18 protein-coding genes, 1 tRNA gene and 1 pseudogene are annotated in these 19,674 nt (G+C 60.5%); 7 read left to right on the forward strand and 13 right to left on the reverse strand.

Annotation, left to right across the window (positions count from 1 at the left end):
- Positions 1-28 precede the first annotated feature (28 nt).
- On the reverse strand, positions 29-913 hold the full coding sequence (locus ABWI03_RS07780) for an MBL fold metallo-hydrolase (protein ID WP_298776106.1): 885 nt from the start codon (positions 911-913) through the stop codon (positions 29-31).
- 182 nt (positions 914-1,095) lie between these two features.
- On the opposite strand from ABWI03_RS07780, the gene ABWI03_RS07785 reads away from it, so the two are divergent.
- Complete coding sequence (locus ABWI03_RS07785; RefSeq protein ID WP_298776104.1) at positions 1,096-1,845, forward strand: pentapeptide repeat-containing protein; 750 nt, start codon at positions 1,096-1,098, stop codon at positions 1,843-1,845.
- Positions 1,846-1,863: 18 nt separating this feature from the next.
- On the opposite strand, the gene ABWI03_RS07790 is transcribed toward ABWI03_RS07785, so the two are convergent.
- The 6 genes and pseudogenes from ABWI03_RS07790 to ABWI03_RS07815 all read right to left on the reverse strand — a co-directional run bounded on the left by ABWI03_RS07790 (position 1,864) and on the right by ABWI03_RS07815 (position 6,999).
- The gene (locus ABWI03_RS07790; RefSeq protein WP_298776102.1) at positions 1,864-2,322 is read right to left on the reverse strand and encodes an HtaA domain-containing protein; all 459 of its coding nucleotides are present in this window, start codon (positions 2,320-2,322) and stop codon (positions 1,864-1,866) included.
- A gap of 173 nt (positions 2,323-2,495) precedes the next feature.
- On the reverse strand, positions 2,496-2,933 hold the full coding sequence (locus ABWI03_RS07795; RefSeq protein WP_253252960.1) for a TetR-like C-terminal domain-containing protein: 438 nt from the start codon (positions 2,931-2,933) through the stop codon (positions 2,496-2,498).
- 9 nt (positions 2,934-2,942) lie between these two features.
- Positions 2,943-3,128: pseudogene (locus ABWI03_RS07800) on the reverse strand (helix-turn-helix domain-containing protein); the annotation flags it as partial.
- 138 nt (positions 3,129-3,266) lie between these two features.
- Complete coding sequence (locus ABWI03_RS07805; RefSeq protein WP_296555292.1) at positions 3,267-4,739, reverse strand: MFS transporter; 1,473 nt, start codon at positions 4,737-4,739, stop codon at positions 3,267-3,269.
- Between the two features lie 279 nt (positions 4,740-5,018).
- Entirely contained in the window at positions 5,019-5,288 is a 270-nt protein-coding gene (locus ABWI03_RS07810) for a WS/DGAT domain-containing protein (RefSeq protein WP_298776096.1), read from the reverse strand.
- Between the two features lie 46 nt (positions 5,289-5,334).
- Entirely contained in the window at positions 5,335-6,999 is a 1,665-nt protein-coding gene (locus tag ABWI03_RS07815; protein WP_298776094.1) for a hypothetical protein, read from the reverse strand.
- Positions 7,000-7,474: 475 nt separating this feature from the next.
- Between ABWI03_RS07815 and ABWI03_RS07820 the strand changes: the two genes are divergently transcribed.
- Positions 7,475-7,966, forward strand: a complete 492-nt coding sequence (locus tag ABWI03_RS07820; protein ID WP_298776092.1) for an FBP domain-containing protein — start codon at positions 7,475-7,477, stop codon at positions 7,964-7,966.
- Between the two features lie 150 nt (positions 7,967-8,116).
- Here ABWI03_RS07820 and ABWI03_RS07825 read toward each other — a convergent pair whose 3' ends face one another.
- The 4 genes from ABWI03_RS07825 to ABWI03_RS07840 all read right to left on the reverse strand — a co-directional run bounded on the left by ABWI03_RS07825 (position 8,117) and on the right by ABWI03_RS07840 (position 12,519).
- Positions 8,117-8,857, reverse strand: coding sequence for an ABC transporter permease (locus ABWI03_RS07825; protein WP_298776090.1), 741 nt, complete (start codon positions 8,855-8,857; stop codon positions 8,117-8,119).
- Positions 8,854-9,789 carry an ABC transporter ATP-binding protein gene (locus ABWI03_RS07830; protein ID WP_298776088.1) on the reverse strand — a complete coding sequence of 312 codons (936 nt, stop codon included), beginning with the start codon at positions 9,787-9,789 and terminating at the stop codon, positions 8,854-8,856. Before ABWI03_RS07830 ends, ABWI03_RS07825 begins: the two co-directional genes overlap by 4 nt.
- The gene (locus ABWI03_RS07835) at positions 9,786-10,148 is read right to left on the reverse strand and encodes a GntR family transcriptional regulator (protein WP_019747490.1); all 363 of its coding nucleotides are present in this window, start codon (positions 10,146-10,148) and stop codon (positions 9,786-9,788) included. Before ABWI03_RS07835 ends, ABWI03_RS07830 begins: the two co-directional genes overlap by 4 nt.
- Positions 10,149-12,445: 2,297 nt before the next feature.
- Positions 12,446-12,519, reverse strand: a tRNA-Gly gene (locus ABWI03_RS07840).
- 306 nt (positions 12,520-12,825) lie between these two features.
- On the opposite strand from ABWI03_RS07840, the gene dcd reads away from it, so the two are divergent.
- From dcd to ABWI03_RS07860, 4 genes are all read left to right on the forward strand, one after another.
- The gene (gene dcd / locus ABWI03_RS07845) at positions 12,826-13,395 is read left to right on the forward strand and encodes a dCTP deaminase (RefSeq protein WP_019747488.1); all 570 of its coding nucleotides are present in this window, start codon (positions 12,826-12,828) and stop codon (positions 13,393-13,395) included.
- A gap of 26 nt (positions 13,396-13,421) precedes the next feature.
- Positions 13,422-13,706 carry a hypothetical protein gene (locus ABWI03_RS07850; protein ID WP_019747487.1) on the forward strand — a complete coding sequence of 95 codons (285 nt, stop codon included), beginning with the start codon at positions 13,422-13,424 and terminating at the stop codon, positions 13,704-13,706.
- A gap of 91 nt (positions 13,707-13,797) precedes the next feature.
- Positions 13,798-14,004: a hypothetical protein gene (locus ABWI03_RS07855; RefSeq protein WP_019747486.1), complete on the forward strand. Its 207-nt coding sequence runs from the start codon at positions 13,798-13,800 to the stop codon at positions 14,002-14,004.
- 30 nt (positions 14,005-14,034) lie between these two features.
- Positions 14,035-15,558, forward strand: a complete 1,524-nt coding sequence (locus tag ABWI03_RS07860; protein WP_298776084.1) for a hypothetical protein — start codon at positions 14,035-14,037, stop codon at positions 15,556-15,558.
- Positions 15,559-15,560: 2 nt separating this feature from the next.
- Here the strand turns inward: ABWI03_RS07860 and ABWI03_RS07865 are convergent, their stop codons facing one another.
- Entirely contained in the window at positions 15,561-16,313 is a 753-nt protein-coding gene (locus tag ABWI03_RS07865; RefSeq protein ID WP_296554949.1) for an IclR family transcriptional regulator, read from the reverse strand.
- On the reverse strand, positions 16,313-17,824 hold the full coding sequence (locus ABWI03_RS07870; protein WP_298776080.1) for an APC family permease: 1,512 nt from the start codon (positions 17,822-17,824) through the stop codon (positions 16,313-16,315). Before ABWI03_RS07870 ends, ABWI03_RS07865 begins: the two co-directional genes overlap by 1 nt.
- A 238-nt stretch (positions 17,825-18,062) precedes the next feature.
- On the opposite strand from ABWI03_RS07870, the gene ABWI03_RS07875 reads away from it, so the two are divergent.
- Positions 18,063-19,643 (forward strand): flavin monoamine oxidase family protein, encoded by a 1,581-nt coding sequence (locus ABWI03_RS07875; protein WP_166812321.1) that lies wholly within the window; start codon positions 18,063-18,065, stop codon positions 19,641-19,643.
- The last annotated feature ends 31 nt before the right edge of the window (positions 19,644-19,674 follow it).

Below are 19,674 nucleotides of genomic sequence, written 5' to 3' on the forward strand. Positions count from 1 at the left end.
GTCGAGCGGCAGGTTGCCTACTCCAACGTCAGAGGACACGACGGTACGTCTTGTCTGCGACTGTGATGACGGCGCCGGATGCGATAAGTCGTTCGAGGTGAAGTTGCGCTGTTCGCCGTTCGACGGCGTCGACGTACGGGGCACTGACGTGGGGCCGGTAGACGAGGCGGTGGGCGACGATGTCTTCCAGGCGTTGTGGTTCATCGAGGAAGTTGACGAGTCGTTCTTCGCGGCTGAGGAGTTTGTCCCGGTAGGCGGTCAAGCGTCGACGGAATTCGTCGCTGCCCTCGATCACGCCTTTCTGGTGGAAAGTTCCGTACCAACGCGCGTCGATCGTTGCGACGTGGTCGATGGAGTCGAGAAAGTCGTTGACGCTGCTGCCAAGATCGCCGTACATCGGGCCGAAGGAGGTGAGGTCGATGTCGGCGACGTAGAAGAAGCCGTCGGGCTCGACAAGGACGCCGCAGTGTCCGCGAGTATGACCAGGCAAATGAATGACTGTCGCGGTGCGGTCGCCGAGGTCGAAGACGTGACCGTCATCGATCCCCGCCACATTCTCGTGCGTCGAGGGGATGCCGTACTGAGTTGCTATCGATTGCTGGACCTCGGCTCGTTGGCCTGGGGGAAGGCCGTAGTTGGTGAGCAGCGTGTCGAGGGATGCAACCGCGGGTGCGTCGAGGTGGTGCGCGTAAACCGGTGTGTCGAAGTGACGTAGTCCGGCGATGTGGTCTTCGTGGCCGTGGCTGACGAATACGAGATCCGCGCCGACGGGGTCGCGGTCGAGAGAAAGGGAAGGGTCCATGACGAGGGTGCCTTCGGATCCGCGCACCACCACGGTGTTTCCGTAGGGGACGGCTCCACCGTTCTCCGGAATCAACACCGAGACCTTGCCGAATTCCACGGGTGTGAACATCTTTCGCCTCCCAGTGCGACGACAGTGTCGAGATGACACCGGCTTGCAGGCTCGAATCAGTCAGGACCTCTCGACAATATGCGTTGCCCCGACGACGGGATGAATCGGATAGTGATCCGGCTACGGGTGGCCCGTCTCTTGGCAGGCACACACCGGTTTTCGGTGCTCGATACGATCGATCTGTGAAGAAGGCCGAGATCACCGCACTGCGCCGCCGCTGGGCGGATGAGGATGTCGAGAATCTGCGCGCGCAATTGGTCGTCCAGTCGCGGATTGTCAGGCCCCCTCACACTCTCACTTCTCGTTGGGCAGAGACCGATGACGGTTTCGTGGATCTGCGCGGTCTAGTCGTCGGTAGCGATGGTCTCGACATCAGATTCCTCGCACTCGAACGTGTTGATCTGAGCTACGTACGGGGCGCGCTCACCGCCTTCGAGGCTGAGATGTTCAACTGCCGTTTCGATTTCGCTGCGCTGACGAGTCAGCAACGACTCAATCGCCGATTCGAGCGATGCAGTTTCCGGGGAGTCACTGCTTCGCGTCTGACGATCGGACCGAAGGTCGTCGATTGCGATTTCACCGGGATGAAAGCACACAGGCTCCGCTCTGTGCCCAATACCTTGTTCGAGCGGTGCGCATTCGACGACTCGGACCTGGCAGGCGCGGAGTTCGCCGATACCGCCTTTGTCGATTGCACCTTCCAAAGCGCGCGATTCTCCGCGTCCACCAACTTCGAGCGGTGCACCTTCACTCGCACTGACATCGAGTTCTCGACGGCGAGGGTTTCGCGATCGACGAGTAACGGATCTACTCTGCGGGACCAGTGGGAAGGGAAGGCCCAAGCAGCCGTGGCGTTGGAGCGCCACGCAGTGCGTTACGCGTCCGCAGTCGAGATGGGGGAGGAGGACAACGTGTCCCTCGATCCATTCTGAAAGACCGCAAGATGTCTGTCAGTTGCGGTCACTGCCGATTGTCAATGGCGAGAGTCTCGTACCCGAAGGGTAATTGGCGCCGAACACAGCTGAGCCGGCGGCGGTCACCTGTACTTCGGCTCGCAGGACAGACGCTGAGCTCTCGATACCATCGAGGGTCGCAATCACGACGCGTTCCGGCGCGTCCAGAGCGGTCCTCACGCTCAGTTGCCCCTGCGTCTCGTTCACACGAACTTCCGGATCGGCAATGACGATATCGAGAAGCCCGTCGTGAGCACGAAGATGGATCGCGCCACTGAACTCGGCAATCCGAACCCCGTCTGCGTCATGATGATCGGACGCCAGTGGCCAGACCAATTCGTCACCCAGCTCAACGAGGCCAGACACATACGAAATCTCACCCAGCGCGCGAACATACTGCAGCAGAGACTCTTTCACAGACCAACTCAAGATTGTGGGACTACTGTTCTCTGTCATTCCCAAGCCTCCTTCTCGTGCGCCGAAATGTGAACGGGACGTGATCCGCTCGGATGCTGACCGACCGAGCCCAGCGTCGACGACCTCGAGTCCCGTTCCAACGGCCACGCGCAATATCGTTCCATGGTTCGCCCGGCTATCCGTCGGGGTCGAACTACCGGCAACAGTGTTGGTTATTCGTCGTTGGATCCGGGATGGGATTTGAGGCCCGCGAGAACGAGGTCGACGACCAACTCGACGTACGTGTCGGATCCAGCTTCGAACTCTTTGATTTTGGACATCGGGGTCATCAAATAGTGGTGCTCAATTGTTCCTGCCACGGCGTCGAGAATCAGGGCCGGTGACGTTCCTTTGCTGATCTCTCCGCGTTCGATTGCCCGAAAGATAATTTCGCGACCGCCGGCAATGCTCTCACTGCGAAAGTCGGCAATTTCTCCCTCGAATAGTTCGGGATAAATCTTTGCATCGATCATGGCTCGTATTCGTACTGAGCCGTGCTTACCGAGCAACTGTTCTACCGTGACGTGACCGATCGCAATCAAGTCTCCTCGAAGCGTTCCGGTATCGAAGTCGAGGACGGTTCTCTTGCTCGATCGCAATGCATCCGACATTATCTGCTCTTTGGTCGTCCATCGCCGGTAGAGTGCTGCTTTTCCAACTTTGGCGTGTCGGGCGATGATATCGAGGTTCAATCTCGCCCAACCAAGTTCTCCGTACAAATCCAACGCAGAGGAAAGAATGCGTGTCTCTATGTCCGGGTCGCTGGGTCGCCCACGACCAGATGGTTGTGGCATGGCACGCGACATGGACCCATCATGCCACGCGCCATCGTCGGGTCTGTGTCGAGTCGTTGGTTCGGGTCAATCTCGACGGTGCAGCGAAAGTGAAGTCACTTTCTTGCTCGAAGTGAGAGGAATCGAGGCAAAGCCTTCTCCCGCGCAGCGTCAGGATGATTCTCGGACCGGAAGATGGACCAATTGCTCAATCGTCTCGGGTTGGTATGCCTTTCCGCCTAGCTTGTTGAGGAAGGGGGCCAAGACGAAAATCAGAACACCGACTCCGATGCACACGGCCCAGATTGCGACGAATGCACTCTCAGTTGGCAGTTTCGAGCCACTGATCAACATGCCGGACATGATTGCGGTAAAAACGGCTCCAGCGACTGCACCCGCAACCGTTCGCGATGTGTTGTACAGAGCACCCGCTATCGCGGAATCCTCCGGGCGTGCGCGCGAAATTACCAGAGCGGGAAGGATCGCGACGAACAAACCGATTCCGGCGCCGCCGACAAATCCCATTGAAATGAACGCGGTCTGCGAGTCTCGAAATACGATTAATCCAGCAAACCACGTGGAAATCAGAATCGCCGACATCTGCAATGCCGTCCGAGTGCCGAATCTCCGCGCAAAGCTGTCGGCGAGTGACGACGCAATCATGATGCCGATGGGTACTGGAGTGATCGCGAGGGCAATGCCCATCGAATCGAGACCGAATCCGTACCCGACGACTTCGGGTTTGGATGCGAAATACAGTGCTGAGACAGTGGCAGCTCCGTAGAATTGCAAGCCGAACAATCCGGTCAATCCCAACAGGAAACCCACCCCACCCTTGGTCAACAAGTTCAAATCGACCAGCGGGGTACTGATCTTCTTTTCGAGCGCGACGAAAGCGGCAAGTAACGCCAAGCCGCCACCAACTGCCATGAGCGTTGTTGCAGAAGTCCACCCCAGTTTGCTTCCGTTGCTGATTCCGACAAGGAAGATCGCGAGGCCGATGCCAAGCAGTGCTGCCCCTGTCCAGTCGATGGACCCAGTTGCACGGGTAGAGGTTTCGGGAACGAACAGTGCAATAGTGGCAAGGCTTGCCAGCACGAGTGCCGCGGGCACGAAGAGGACCAGAGTCAGGCTCGCGTTGGTTCCGAGTAGTCCGACCAAAAGGGTTCCTGCGGCTCCTCCGGCGCCAAGACACCCCACGAGAATTCCGATTGCGCGTCCTGAACTGGCACCCGCGCGTTCTCGGAGAATTGCAAGCTCGAGAGGAAGTAGTGCGCCCAGCGTTCCTTGGATGGCCCTGCCCAACAAGAAGATTCCGAAGGATGGGGCAGTTGCTGTCAGGATCGTTCCGAGGGCTACGGAGCCGAGCACAACCATTACCATGCGACGATGACCGTATTTGTCACCCAGTTTGGCCAGTAATGGGACGCAGATGACGGTCGAAAGTAGGTATGCCGCCAAGACCCAGTTGAGTTGTGCGGGGTTGACGTCGAGCCTCTGTCCGATTTTCGGTATGAGTGGTATGTACCACGACTGCAACATTCCGCTGGTGACTTCGGAAAATGCGAGGAAGCCAACGGCGGCGAGCCCTCCGGCCTGGCGCGGAGAAATCACAGAACTCGACTGGACGTTCGGTTCGGTCACTGGATCCCCTCGGCGGAGTATTCACTGTGGGTTCGGTTGTTGCGCATCAGTTCTCGGTTCCTTGTCTTCGGGAGATTCGGAGTCGACCGAATTAGAGACGACTATCGTCCGCTGAACAGTATTGAGTGCCTTACTGATGTGTCAAGGCTCACAAAATTACTACTGGGTGGTAGCTAAATCGGGTGCTTGAACTCCTGCACTCGGCGGGTGTGGTCGAGTGTGCGAACCCGCGATGAGCGGCGTGTGGTCCGACATCAAGACATCACCTGCGGGGCACAGTCAGATTGCAGTGCTTGCTATTTCGTCGAGAGCTCGCTCGACGGCGTGCGCGATCTTGGAAGCTGGAGGCAGATGCTCTGCATCCGCCTGGATTCCGATCCAGAAGTATTCGTTGTAGGACGCCGCTGTGAAACCGACTCGAACATTGCCGGCCAACGGGCCAAGCGGCCAGAGTTCGACGAGCGCTGCCCCGGCGAGCGCGAGCGGGCCGTGCGGGCCGTGAACCGCGTCGACGGGCGATATCGGCACGTCGCGTGTGGTTTCCGCCATCTACAGAGCGTAATGGACGAACGGGCCTGGGCGACGCTGGTTTCAGCTAGCGGATCACCAAGTCGTGGTCGGTGGCGCTGAGGGTGATTGCCGCAATGTGGTTGCCGTGCATCCAGCCCCGCACGAACGTATCCAAGGCCGGATTGGATGCCCGATCTGCGTACGCGGTCGCCGGGATCTCGATTGCCCCGACGAGGTGGCGCGGATTGCTGTCGAGGCCGGACTCTCGGGGAGACATCCTCAACCCGTCGGCGGTGTGCAGGACGACTGGTAGCGCCGTGCCATCAGGTGCAGTCACGGTCGCGGTCCGGGTAGTGGCGGCCGGGTCGAAGTGGTCCACCTTCAGCTGGTATCCGGACGGCTGGGCGTGCTGGCCGATGGCGTCGAGCAGGCGCGGATCCACGACAGAGTACGGAAACCCGATGTCGATCAATGTTTGGCCGTCGATGGCGCCATTGCGAGCGGGCAGGGATGCGGACAAGTGCCAGGGGGCGGCGGGGGCGAGAGTGTCTGCCGAGCGGTCTGTCGGCGTGTTCTCGATCGCTGTGCCGAGGATGGGAGCGCTTGTCGGTGTGAACTCCCAGACGCCACCGACGAGATCCTTGTGCCAGAAGCCGGATTCAGCGTCGCGGCGGCCCTCGACGCGCAATTCCCGCCGGTTCGGGCCGGGACCGAGTGAGTGCACACTGATCGCGGATGTGACTTCACCCGGAATCTTGGGCTGGTGCACCCAGTCCGGCGCCGGAAGTTGGATCGCGGCGGTGTTGCGGTCGAGCGTTTCTGCAACGAGGTTGGGTGCGGTGGGCTTGCCCGACTGGTCTTCCCAGCTGTATCGGAAGAAGATCGAGTCGGAGCCCGAAGAGTCGAAATCAAATGTGCGGGTGTACATGTCGCCGTACTTGTTCATCACGAAGGTGGTCGATCCAGCCGCCGACAGCGAGTCGGCCCGGAACCGACCACCAAGCGGGCCGCCGATCTCGTAGCTGTCGTCGTTGGGCAGCCACGGGTCCGCATAGGTGATCCGGCTACCGTCCCCGGTCAATGTGGGGATCATCGTCATCTTGGCCAGTCCGACGTAGTGGATTCGTCCCGCGACGTCGGTGAAGGTTCGGTTGTCCCACGGCGACGAGACGCTCAGCGCCCACCCGTTCGGCCGGTCGCCTGGGAGTTGTCTGCCTGGGCCACTCCACAGAGGCGCACCCCACGCTGAGGTCCAGTTCCACACCAGCGGATCCTGCGACGCGTTGTCCATCGTGTAGATCCAGCCGTTGTCGTCGACTGCGACCAGTTCGTCGTCGTCCAGCGATATCCCGACCAGTCGTCCACGCAGGCACTCGGGCATCGGCACGAAATGCCAGGCTGCCGTGGTCGGTACGCCAGGCTCCCGCGGACGGGCGAGCAGGTCGTGGTCGACGAGCGCGAAGTCCCAGAAGCGATTGAATTGAGTTATCGGCGTGCGAATCTCGACGGAGGTAGGGGCCGTCGAACCGGTGAACGTCGGTAGGTGCGCCAGCCCGACTCGGCCACCGCCGGAGGGCACACCTGGCGGCAGTTGGGCGGTTCCGAACGGTACGCAACTTGCCGGCCCGGATTCGGCGGGTGCTGCCGCGGCCAGGGGAGTGGACCACAGTAAACCGGCAGAGAGGAGGATACCGACGCTCACCAGTCGCGATCGGTGCGGATGCGAAACTCCACTGTCGGTGTCGTTCACGGTCCGATTGTCGCATGATCGGCACGTTGAATCGGCAGAATGTGAGGATTGTCCATCTGTGTCGGTTGCAGCGCAGAGTCCCGACTGCTGTGTTGCGGGATTTTGGTGACTATTGGAGAGATTGTCCTGCAAGTGCTTTCGCAGTAGTCGGTAGACCGCTCTGCGACCAGGCAGGAATACCGATAGCAGGCGAACCACGTGTCTTATCCGAAGTCTCACGAATTCCTCCTGTCCAGTGCGCTATTCGTCTCTTCCAGCACCCCGCCCTTGCAGGTGTGACGCTAAATAGAGTGGCCCGTGACGCAGGCTTGTGGCTACCATCGCGGTGTGGACACGGTGAAGCCCTATGGGTGTGAGGGGGTTGTCGGCGTCGCTTACGCCGACAGCAGATAGCGCATTCGGACCCGACAGCACTTGGTGCTGATCGGGCCATGAGCTGTACCCACCTTCACCGAGCCACGATTGGTAAACACCCATGATCATTTTGACCGATACATCTATCCGTTCCAGCCTCGTCAACGCGAGTCGCAAGGAGAAGTCCGATCTCACCCTGCCGGACGGCTTCGACGCCATCGACTTCGACGTTCTCGACTATCTGGGCTGGCGAGATCCCAAAATGGGCCGACGCGCCTACGCGATTGTCCCGAGACTCGACGGGGAGACCATCGGAGTTTTGCTCGTTCAAGCGGAGGCCACTCCGCGGTCGCGCGCCCAGTGCTCCTGGTGCCGTGACACGCGACTTCCCAACGAGGTCGTCTTCTACGGCGCCAAGTTGGCCGGGCCCGCTGGTCGACGTGGCAGCACAGTCGGAACACTGATCTGCCGAGACTTCCAATGCTCAGCCAATGTTCGTAACGACCCCCCGCTCCCGTATGCCGGATACGATGCCGCCGCTGCGCGCCAGGACCGGAAAGATGAACTGGTGCTGCGTGCTTCGAGTTTTGTCGAGCGAGTGGCTCGGCAGTAGCGAGGGCCATCCAATCGGGAGCGAGTCGCGTACTGTTGCGAAGTTCGACCCCCTTCCTGCCATAGGGAGGGGGTCGAACTGCCTGGACGGTGTCGATCCGAGGGGCACTCGGAGACGGTGCGACATCTGGCGTCGCACATGATTACTCGGTCAGGGCGTTGCTCGACGTAAAGTGACCCAGGCTCCGGCTATGCAGGCGATGGCCAGGGCCAATGGAAGTAGTGCCATCGGCACCACTCGGGAAGTATCGGCAAACCACGAACCGATCGCCGGCCACCAGCTGACCCAGGTGATTACGATCGCTGACAGGCCGAGCACACCGAAGAGACCGGTGAGAGAGGCGAGCAGACCGGTGGTCCTCCATCGCTGGTAGATCGCACCTGTCAGCATTGCGATCGAACTGGTCAGGAGCAGCGTCGCGAACAGCGCGAGCAACTGAACGGCTGCGCTGTCGGTGAAATAGCGTGCGATGCCGAACATGCGCATGTGCACACCCCAGCCGTTGGTGGCGGACTCCACCACTGACAGCAGTTGTAGCGCGATTGCGAAGATTGCGGACTGTGCCAACGCCATTATCGTGGTGGCAGTGAAGAACTCGCGGCGAGTCACGCTCAGCCCGAGCGCGAACGGGAACGTCTGGGTCATCGACTGGAGGTAGAACGCCAGCACGAAACCGTAAACGGAGAACACACTGCCGGTGAATCCCTCACCCTCATCGTTCCGGACGATCGCGTAGATGGTGAAGCTGATGAGGAAAGAGATCAAAAGGATGCCCACCGGCCAGGCGATCAGCAACGGCCACGCGACCGTGTGCAGTTGGAGGACGGAACCGATCCTGGACCGGGTGGGCGCCTTCGGGACCGTCCGTAGCGCTGTGGTTGCGATGCTCATGCGGTGATCTCCTTGCGCTGCGTCGAAGTCGCGATGACAAGTTCCTGCAAAGATGCCGGTTCTACTTGGACTCCGGCCTCCCGCAGTCGGATTCGCTCGGTCTCGGTCACATCGGCCTGCAACATGATTCGGCTGTGGGCGCCTAGTGTCTCCCGGCGCAGGACCCTGCCGGACGCGGCAACGGCATCCACCGCATCAATGGGGCCGGATACCACTACGGCGCGACCTCGCAGTGCGTCCGCGTCCTCGTCGACGACAATCCGGCCGCTGTCTACGACGATCACGTGCTCGAGCAGATTGGCTACCTCGTCGATAAGGTGAGTCGAAAGCACTACAGTGCGAGGATGTTCGGCGTAGTCGGCAAGCAGTCGATCGTAGAACAGTTGGCGTGCAACGGCATCGAGGCCGAGATACGGCTCGTCGAAGAGCGTGAGCGGTGCACGGGAGGCAAGTCCGATGATCACTCCCAACGCTGACCGCATGCCGCGCGAGAGCTTCTTCACCTTGCGGCACAGTGGAAGTTGGAAATCGTCGAGCAGTGTCTCGGCGAACGCGTGGTCCCAATTCGGGAGCAGATGGCCGGCGGCGACGAGTACATGCTTGACCTTGAGGTCTTCGGGGTACGTCTGGCTTTCCTTGACGAAGCACACGTTCGCCAGGACGTCGGCATTTTCGAAAGGGGCAGCGCCGAATACCTCGACGTCGCCGCTGGTGTGCAGGTCCTGTCCGGTCAGTATCTGCATGATCGTGGTCTTGCCTGCGCCGTTACGGCCGAGCAGGCCGTAGATCTTGTTCTGGCTGATCTCGAACGAGACGTCCGAGAGCGCATCGACGTCCCCGTAGCTTCTGTTCACTGCTCGCATCGAGGCGACGAGTTCAGTTTCGTCGAAACGCCTGACGTGCGACTTGGTCGTTGTCGTGCTCGAGTTCATCGGTCCGCCTTCCTGTCGTCCAGCATGGATTTGAGTTCGTCGAGGGAAATCTGAAGGCGGTCGGCCTCCATGACCAGCGGCTCGATGTATTGGCGCGCGAACGCTTCTCGTCGTCTGAACCTGAGTGCATCGCGGGCGCCGACGGTGACGAACATTCCGATTCCCCGTTTCTTGTAGAGGAGCCCCTCGCCTACGAGTTGATTGAGGCCCTTGGCTGCCGTCGCCGGATTGATTCGGTGGAACGCCGCCAGTTCGTTGGTTGAGGGCACCTGTCCGTCTTCCGGCAGTGAGCCGTCGATGATCGAGCCTTCGATCTGCTCGGCGATCTGCTGGAACAGTGGTCGTCCGTCGTCGATCACGATGATCGATGCCCGGTGTTCACTGGTTCATTACTCATGTAATGAACCATAGAACGTCGTGGGGCATGTTGGCAATGAGATCGCGGAATCTGGCACCGATGACTTGGGTCTCCGAGCGCTACCTATCGGGACATTCATCGCAGAGGCTGATGGAACAGCTTGGATGCAGACCAGCTACGACTCCCAGATCCCCGGGGCGCTGCGCACAGGCATTGAGCTTCTGCGGAACCGTGGAACCGCCGATCTAGGTGGTCGACCACGGGACAGGGTTGACCGAAACACCCGTCAGCATCGGCAATTCGCCACCCAACGTGAACAGACGAAACCCGCGGCCTCGGCTTCGGGGCGTAACCGGAGTCGTAGAACAGAAGCCGGACCGCACGCCGCGGTCGGGCTGTTTTTCGTCAACCCAAAGACGGAATCGCATCCACCGCAAGTAGGGACTTAGCGCCTCGTTTTGGTGTTTCTGTACTGATTCGCGATCCCGATACGTACGCTTCCGGCCAGGGAATCGGACACTCGACCAACAGGGGTATCAATGCCGAATGTGACAGTGAAGTTCGGGGGTTCAGACCCCGAAACAGCAGACCTCGCACGCCGGGCACTGCAACCAGTACTCGACAGCATCTACCGCACATACCGCAGGAAACCGCTCCCATTCGTCGAAGCCGCACTGAAACGCGCAGGCCGAGGGAGCTTCTCACAAGCAGGAATTGAGCGATTCGCCAATTACATTTCAAGAGGCGACCGACCGATTCTCACCAAATAGTGCGGCCGCCCGTGATCAGGCCGAAGACCGAAGCGCTTCCACTGGCTACCTGTTCGACGACTTGAAGTGGTCTGTGCCAACTAGGTTCTGTGCCAACTAGGTACAGGTCCATCGTGGTCAACATCGGAGACGGCTGCGTCCGAGATCGGTAGCTGCCTCACCGTGGCATGGGACCTGTCAAACACAATCTCCCCTTCCTGGACAGGTAGGGGAGATTGTGTTTGTGACCACCGCACGATCCACGCATCTGCTGATATGCAGGTTTCAGGCAGAGCTGAAACTGTCATTCACATGCGGTCGGCCGATCTTCCTACAAGTCGGGGGCGGTTAGTGGCCCTGCGCCTTCTAATGAGAAGGGGATCGTGGAACCGTTCGCCATCGCCACGATCACGTTGACGATAGCAAAGAGAACGCTATTCATTTCAAATTCACCTCCTCTCTCCGTCTAGAGCCCGGCAGCATTCGCTACTGCATACAGGGCAGAGGCCCTGCTATCGAAATTGGGACCTGCAATGTAAGCGGGCGAGCCTGGACCGAATGAGGTGACGTCCTGATATCCGAGGCCATTCGAGGAGTTTTAGTCCACCAACCAAGGTCCACCAAAATTGCCTCCGCCTAAGTTGCCCGGTTTGGGAGTTGCGTGAGAAGCCGTAGCTCCGAACGTCATAACCAGGGAAGACGCTGCAATGCTTGCGAGTAATAAGGTTTCGACTCTGGACACCTACGGCCTTCTATCGAATTGGGGCCAACCTGCCGGTTTTTTAAGATCTTCGGGAAGGTAGCGCGACGCTAATGTGACAGTCCTCCAAACTGGGGTATTTCTTCGAGATTTATCCGGCTCTTCCGGATCCGGAGTGTATGAGTCGATCCACGGATGATCCGAGCAGGCACAAGATGTAGGTTGGTGAGGGTTTTTAATGTGCAGACCGATGGTCGTGCATTGGGACTTACGGTTAGGGCTGTCCGGTACTGAGGAAGAATACGTACTTGATGCTTTTCGAAGGTGATTTTTGACGGACTTGGGTATTTTCACAGTTGTGATTGTGAGAAGACCTGCATTCTTGCGTGAGTTGTGGTCCCCGGTGTCCGGGTGCGCTACGGCAGATCGGTGTTAAAAACTGATAAGCGCGCGGTGCCCGAGCAGAAACAGTTTCCAACCCCATCGGTTGGTAGTCGCGCTCGAATCACTGATGGACGGCAAACGAACCGAGGTACCGGCGACCATCGGCTTCGAGGTCGACAGCACTCTCCTGACAGTGCGCGCAATGGACACCGATTGAGGCCGGGGCACGACCAGTCGGACGGCATCGATGAACTGCAGAATTCCGAGATCCGGTCCTCTAGCACTTGGTGGCTCGTACCCGTTGAGTAGGGACGACGCTGTGGACGCGCTCGCGACTGTGGAACGCACAGTGATTGCAATCAACGCTTGCGTCTGAAGCCCGCCGCGCGGCGTATTCGCGGCGTCAGCGTGAAAGCAAGAAGGCGTTTCCGTGAACGGAAACGCCCTCCACCTGCGTTGAATCTGTGGAGCCGATGACGGGAATCGAACCCGCGTATTCAGCTTGGGAAGCTGATGTTCTACCATTGAACTACATCGGCGTCGCAGCCGACCGGACGTGTTTTCACCGCCGATCAACGTGCTTTCCGAACATTATCAGACGAGCATTCGAGCAGACATATCACTGGCCGTCGTTGAAGAGAAGGCGCGTGTCGAAGTCGGCAAAATTGGTGGATGTTTCGTCTAAAAGTTTTGCGCGGGAACGCCTTTCGGGGTGGAGAACTCGAGACAGGTGGGGCTGGGCTCTGCCGTGGGAGTCCCGAACTCACCCATCGCGCTTCGTCACCGCAATGTGATCGCCCCCGGCGATGGGTCGGCACTGCTCGCAGAACCGGTAACCTCTACCTGTGCTGCTCTCCGATCGTGACATCCGTGCCGAAATCTCCGTTGGACGTCTGGGTATCGACCCTTTCGACGATTCCATGGTGCAACCGTCGAGCGTCGACGTGCGCCTCGACGGTCTTTTTCGGGTTTTCAACAACACGCGGTACACGCACATCGACCCGGCACTGCGCCAGGACGAGCTGACCAGCCTGGTCGAACCGGCAGAGGGCGAGCCGTTTGTACTGCATCCCGGCGAGTTCGTTCTCGGTTCGACTCTCGAAGTGTGCTCACTGCCGAACGACCTGGCCGGGCGCCTCGAAGGTAAGTCGAGCCTCGGGCGCCTGGGCCTTTTGACGCACTCCACCGCCGGCTTCATCGACCCGGGTTTCAGCGGCCACATCACACTGGAGCTGTCCAACGTCGCAAACCTGCCGATCACGCTGTGGCCGGGAATGAAGATCGGGCAGCTCTGCCTGCTCAAGCTCTCGAGCGCTGCAGAGTTCCCCTACGGAAGCTCCGAGGCAGGATCCAAGTACCAGGGTCAGCGCGGCCCGACTCCGTCGAAGGCGTACCTGAACTTCAACCGCAGCTGAACGAACCAACTTCGGGGGGGAGTCGCATGATCGGAATTTTCTACGGTCTGGTTTTCATGAACTTGTTGTTCGTGACCAGCACCGTGTGCTTGATGAAGCCGTCGAAGGCCAGTGTTGTTGCGACCGTCTGCGCAGGAGTGGCGTGGCTCTTCTTCAACGGCCCGTTGGAAGGTCAGGTCTTGTGGTCGTTGAATCGAGAACACGGTCTGACGGTCTCGGATCTGATGTCGCTTGTTGCCTTCGGCATCGCCGCTCGTGGTTGGAATCAGGTCCGTAAGGTCCGCGAAACTGTCGACGCCGATCGCTACTGACCTGCGAGCTCACCTCAATTGAACGCCACGATTCGGACAGAAGTTTCGACCTGGAGCACAACGGTCGGCGAATCGGGCACAATTACTGAGTATGTGGTGGATTGTCGGAGGCGTACTACTCGTATGGGTCGTGTGTTCCATTCCGATTGCCATCCTGGTCGGACGCGGTATCGCGCGCCGGGACCGCGCAGAATTCGACGGCCGAAATCAACAGTGGGCCGACGAGGTTGTCAGGTCGATCGAGAAGCAATCGGATCAGGACAATGCCGATCGGCGTAAGCCACCACTGATCAGCTGACCAGCTGGATTTTTTCGGAGGTGAGTGGGCGTGGAACTTCCATCCGATACTCCCGACGACGTCGTGGCTGCGGCAGCCGGAGGGCCCAGGGTTCCGCAGTTCGATCCCACCGTGGGTATTCCGGTTATTCCGCCTGGGGGCGATGCTCCCCACAGGTTGGTGGTCATCGGCGATTCGCTGTCGCAGGGATTTCAGAGCGGGGCGATCTTCAATACCGATCTGTCGTTTCCGGCGATCATTGCTCACCAGTTGGGCTGGCTCGACCAGTTCCGCTTTCCCCGGTACGGCGGCCCGGGCGGGCTTCCACTCAACATCGAACTGCTGCTCCGCACCCTCGAAGAGCGCTTCGGACCGCGGCTCGACCTCTGGGAGGTTCCGCTCGCGCTCTTTGCTGCACGTGCCTTCATGGACGAGGTGGAGGACTACTGGGAACGCGGACCGGGCAGCGAGGCGCCGACTTTCTCTGCCATCAATCACAACCTTTCGGTGTACGGGTGGGACCTTCGTGATGCTCTGACCAAGACTGCGCAGGGGTGTGAGGCAGCCCTGCACGAACCACACGACGACCTGATCAGCCAGATCGTCGAGAACAACGGCGAGCGTGCCGCACTGAGAGTTCTGCCGCGAGGCTCTGAGGCAGAGAAGCGCATGACGGCGTTCGACGCAGCAGCGGAGCTGGGCAAGGAAGGCATCGAAACTCTGATCGTCTTCCTCGGTGCCAACAATGCGCTCCGCACCGTCACCGAACTCCGGGTCGAGTGGAGTGGCAACAACTTCCGCGACCCGGACGGAAAGCGCGACTACACGGTGTGGCAGCCAGTGCACTTCGCGTCGGAGTACGCCGAGGTGCTGGCTGCGATCCGCAAGATCAAGGCCCAGCACGTCATTCTTTGCACGGTCCCGCATGTGACCATCGCGCCGATCGCCCACGGGCTCGGCGGCAAGATCGAAATCGGATCACGATATTTCCCGTATTACGCGCGACCATGGGTGCGCGACACCGACTTCGACCCTCAGCGCGATCAACACATCACCGGCGCGCAGGCGTGGGCCGTCGATACCGCAATCGACATGTACAACGACGGAATCGAGCAAGCCGTGGCGAATGCCCGTCGGGTGGGGAAGGACTGGTACCTCTGCGATATTGCCGGGTTGCTCGAGCGCGTGGCTTCACGGCGCTACGTCACCGATGTCAATGCGCGGCCGTCATGGTGGACGCCGTACCCCCTCCCCAAGGCACTGACCGATCTGCAACCCGTGCCGGACTCACTGTTCCTCTCCGCAGACGGTCGCGGTGGCCGCGCATCGGGCGGCCTCTTCTCGCTCGACGGCGTTCATCCCACGACAGTCGCGTACGGGGTGATGGCGCACGAGCTGGCGAACATCATGGTCACAGCCGGGGCCCAGTTCGACCGAGCGCAGGTCGATTTCGACCGACTCGTCCGACGCGACACCTTGGTACGCACGCCGCCGCAGAATCTCGACTCCACTCTGGGCGTCATCGGCTGGGCCGACGAGCATCTCGGCTTTGCCAAACGCGTTTTCGGTCTGTGATTTCAGCTTGCTTTCGACATCGTCGGAGCAACGATGCGTTCCGCGTACTCCCGCAAGAGCGCCACCAGGTCTGCGTCGTTCACGGAAAGTCTGCCGGTCGGACCTATCGCAGCCAAGGCACCGACGACACACCTTTCGACGTTGTGGATCGGGACGGCGACGGCAGAGCGTCCGACACGAATCTCGTCGACCTCACGGGCGGGCTCACCGCGCCGGATCCGCGAGAGTTCGAGTTCCAACGCGTCGCCGTCGGTGATGGTGTGTGCGGTGACCTTTCGCAATGGGGTCTCGGCCAATTCGGGTCGGCCGGCGAGGAGCAGCTTCCCGATAGCTGATGCGTGAACGGCTGTGACCAGCGTTCGTTCGCCGCTGAGCTCGTGGTCGGGATCGCGATCCACAAGTCGAATTCTGTTCTCTGCAAACGACGCGAGGTAGACCCCGAACCTCAGCTGTTCGCGGAGTTCTTCGAGGAGCACCGAGTTGTCGACGGGTGTGGGTTCGGCGGCAGCCCCGGCCAATTCGCGGGTGCGTCGGCCCAGCGCGAAGCCGGATAGGTCGGCGATCCGAACCAGGTAGCCGTCGGCGACAAGGATGTTGAGCAACCGATACGCGGTGGCTGGGGGGATGTCGGCCAGGGCGGCAATGTCTTTGGCGGTGGCTCCCGATCCGAGCCTGGCTGCCGACTCGAGCAGGGCAAGGGCGCGCTGAACGGCTCGGGGTTCGTGCCCACCGAGGTCGCGTGGTCGGCCCACCATCAGCGGGCGCCGGCAGTCGGCTCGCCCACCAGCACGATGTTTCCGGCTGCGTCGGTGGCGAACACCCCAGCTCCGGGTAGAACGTCCTCGGTTTCGGGGCTGTCGAAGGCTCCGACGTGCAGCAGACTTTTGGGGCTTCGGCGTCGCAGGTAGAACTGCCAGAGTGTGCCCGAGGTCAGGATCACGAGCACAGCGATCGGTGCAACGTACGCATGGTCGATCGTGTTGGCGTAAACGAGGTAACCGAGAACTATCGCACCGGCACCACTTCCACATGACGCGGCTGCGAGAACGCCGGGAGTGTGCTCTCCGATACGCGTCAGGAAGACAACCGATGCGATCGCCACCAGTGCATAGGCAACGATGACGGCACCGCGAACCGTCAGTCGAACGTCGTCGAAAATCTCTCCGCGTCCAAGGATGGCAAAGGCTCCGCCGCCCACCAGAACTGTGCAGACGACGACGGTGAGCGCGAAGTAGGGCGTGCGAAATGCGCTGTGAACCGAGGCGAACCGGCGGGGGAGTAGGCGCTCTACGCCGAACGAATAGACCAGGCGTGACGCAGCATTGGACGACGCCATCGACGACGCCAGCCACGAGCACCCCAGACCGACGTTGAGCGCGATCACGACGGCGGGGCTCACACCTGTCGCCGTTCCGTGAAGATAGGCGTTGACCAGAGTGTCACTGCGTCCGGACCAAGCGGCCCAGCCCGCGAAGATGAAGAGCGATCCACAGATGATCGGGGTGAGAAGAACTGTGCGGGTGACGGTTACCAGCGGACGACGAGCTTCGGGGCCGAAGAAGGCCGCGCTCTCGAATCCGGCGAGAGCGAACACGGCAGCCAGGGCGGTGAGCAGTAATCCGTGGCCGGAGCTGGGCGGAACGATCTGTGCCTGTTGGCTTCCGGAACCGCCCAGGACCATGAGCCCGACTATGAACAGCAGTGAACAGCTTTCGACGACGAGGATCGCGAGAGCGGCAAATCTGACACCCCGAACGAGGGCACCGAGAATCAGCAGGGCTATCCCCAGATAGAGCGCGATGACGTGAAAAGTCTTGTCCACGTGCACACCCGCGAAGCCGAGCAATGCGATTGCGGCCTGTCCTCCGTGGTAGAGCGTCATCACCGCGCTTCCCACGTATTTGACCAACATGGCGATGCCGGTGGTCAATGCTGCCCGGGTGCCCAGTCCACGAAAGACGAAGCTGTGCAGCCCACCTGATGCTGCCATTCGGCGCGTGAACTGTGAAACGCAGAACGCTATGAGCGTCACCAGCACGGTGGCCGCGATGATGGTGATCATCCCGCTTAACAATCGGCCGTGTGTCAGCATGGTGACGGGCAGAACGACCATCGACACCGCGGGAGCAGTGGTTGCCACCGACTGGGCCAGCACCTCCGCGCCGGAGAGTTGCCGACGGCCCAACGCGCGCAGCGGCGATCGCGCCGGGGGCTGCTTCTCGCGCGTGGTGAAGGACCGCGCGATGGCTTCGGTGAGAGCGGACATGTCGCGTCACGCTAGTCCGGTTCTGTAACGCGGATATTGCGGACATGCTTCCGCTGATCGCACTCGGGTGAGAGAGCCCGATGCGGATGCTCGCAGGTTTCTCACTCGGTCCCCACTGACTGTTTCCTGTGCGTCAAGTTCCGGACCCAACGCTCCTGAAGTCTGTGTTCAACACCAACCACCCGGATCACCGGGAGCACACTGGGGAGCTCGAATGCCATACACACGTAGATCTTTCATGCGCAGTCTGGGAATCACCGGCGGTGCCGGCCTGGCACTCGGTGCTATGTCGTCCATCGGCCTGGCGCCGGCGGTGGCGGCGACGCCGAGGCGATTCCAGGCGCCAGCTGCCGGTGACCTGATCGGGAAGGTCAAGGGAAATCACTCCGTCGTGATCCTCGGCGGCGGACCGTCCGGTCTGTGCTCCGCCTACGAACTGCAGAAGGCCGGATACAAGGTCACTGTCCTGGAAGCGCGCAACCGGCCTGGTGGTCGGGTGTGGTCGATCCGCAATGGCACCGAAGAAACCGATCTGAACGGTGAGACACAGACCTGTACGTTCTCCGAGGGGCACTTCTACAACCTCGGTGCGACGCGTATTCCGCAAAATCACAACACCATCGACTACTGCCGCGAGCTGGGCGTCGAACTGCAGATGTTCGGGAACCAGAATGCGAACACCTTCGTCAACTACACCGGCAACAAGCCGCTCGCGAATCAGTCGATCACCTACCGAGCAGCCAAGGCCGACACCTACGGATACATGTCCGAGCTGCTGCAGAAGGCTACCAATCAGGGCGCTCTCGACCAGGTCTTGAGCAAGGAAGACAAGGAAGCACTCTCGTCTTTCCTCACCGACTTCGGTGATCTCTCCAGCGACGGGCGCTACGTCGGATCCTCGCGTCGAGGGCACTCCGCGGAGCCGGGCGCCGGCCTCAACTTCGGAACCGAGATCGAACCCTTCGGGATGAGCGATGTCATCCAGGGCGGCATCGGGCGTGCGTTCTCCTTCGAGTTCGGTTACGACCAGGCCATGACGATGATGACCCCCGTCGGCGGCATGGACCGGATCTACTACAAGTTCCAGGACGCGATCGGGATGGACAACATCGAGTTCGGCGCCGAGGTCAGCGGCATGAAGAACGTGCCGGAAGGCGTCACCGTCGACTACGTCGTCGACGGCAAGACCAAGTCGATCACCGCCGACTACGCGATCTGCACGATCCCACCGCACCTGATCAAGCGGCTGAACAACAACCTGCCCTCCGACATCTTGCTCGCGTTGGACGCAGCCAAGCCGTCGTCGTCGGGCAAGCTCGGTATCGAATACTCGCGTCGGTGGTGGGAGACCGAGGACCGCATCTACGGCGGCGCGTCCAACACCGACCGCGACATCTCCCAGATCATGTTCCCCTACGACCACTACAACTCCGACCGTGGCGTCGTCGTCGCGTATTACAGCTCGGGTAAGCGTCAACAGGCTTTCGAATCGCTCACGCACCGTCAGCGCCTCGCCAAGGCCATCGCCGAAGGCGCAGAGATCCACGGCGACAAATACACTCGCGACATCTCGTCGTCCTTCTCCGGAAGCTGGCGTCGTACCAAGTATTCGGAATCCGCCTGGGCATCATGGGCCGGCGCGGGAGATTCCCACGGCGGCATGGCAACTCCCGAGTACACCAAGCTGCTCGAACCCGTCGACCGGATCTACTTCGCCGGCGATCACCTCTCCAATGCTATCGCTTGGCAGCACGGGGCCTTCACGTCCGCACAGGACGTCGTCACTCATCTTCATCAGCGTGTTGCGCAAACCGCCTGACGTGCTTCATTTTCCATCACTTTTTCTGGAG

The organism is Rhodococcus baikonurensis, from assembly GCF_040489275.1.
In the GTDB taxonomy this organism is placed as follows: domain Bacteria; phylum Actinomycetota; class Actinomycetes; order Mycobacteriales; family Mycobacteriaceae; genus Rhodococcus_F; species Rhodococcus_F baikonurensis.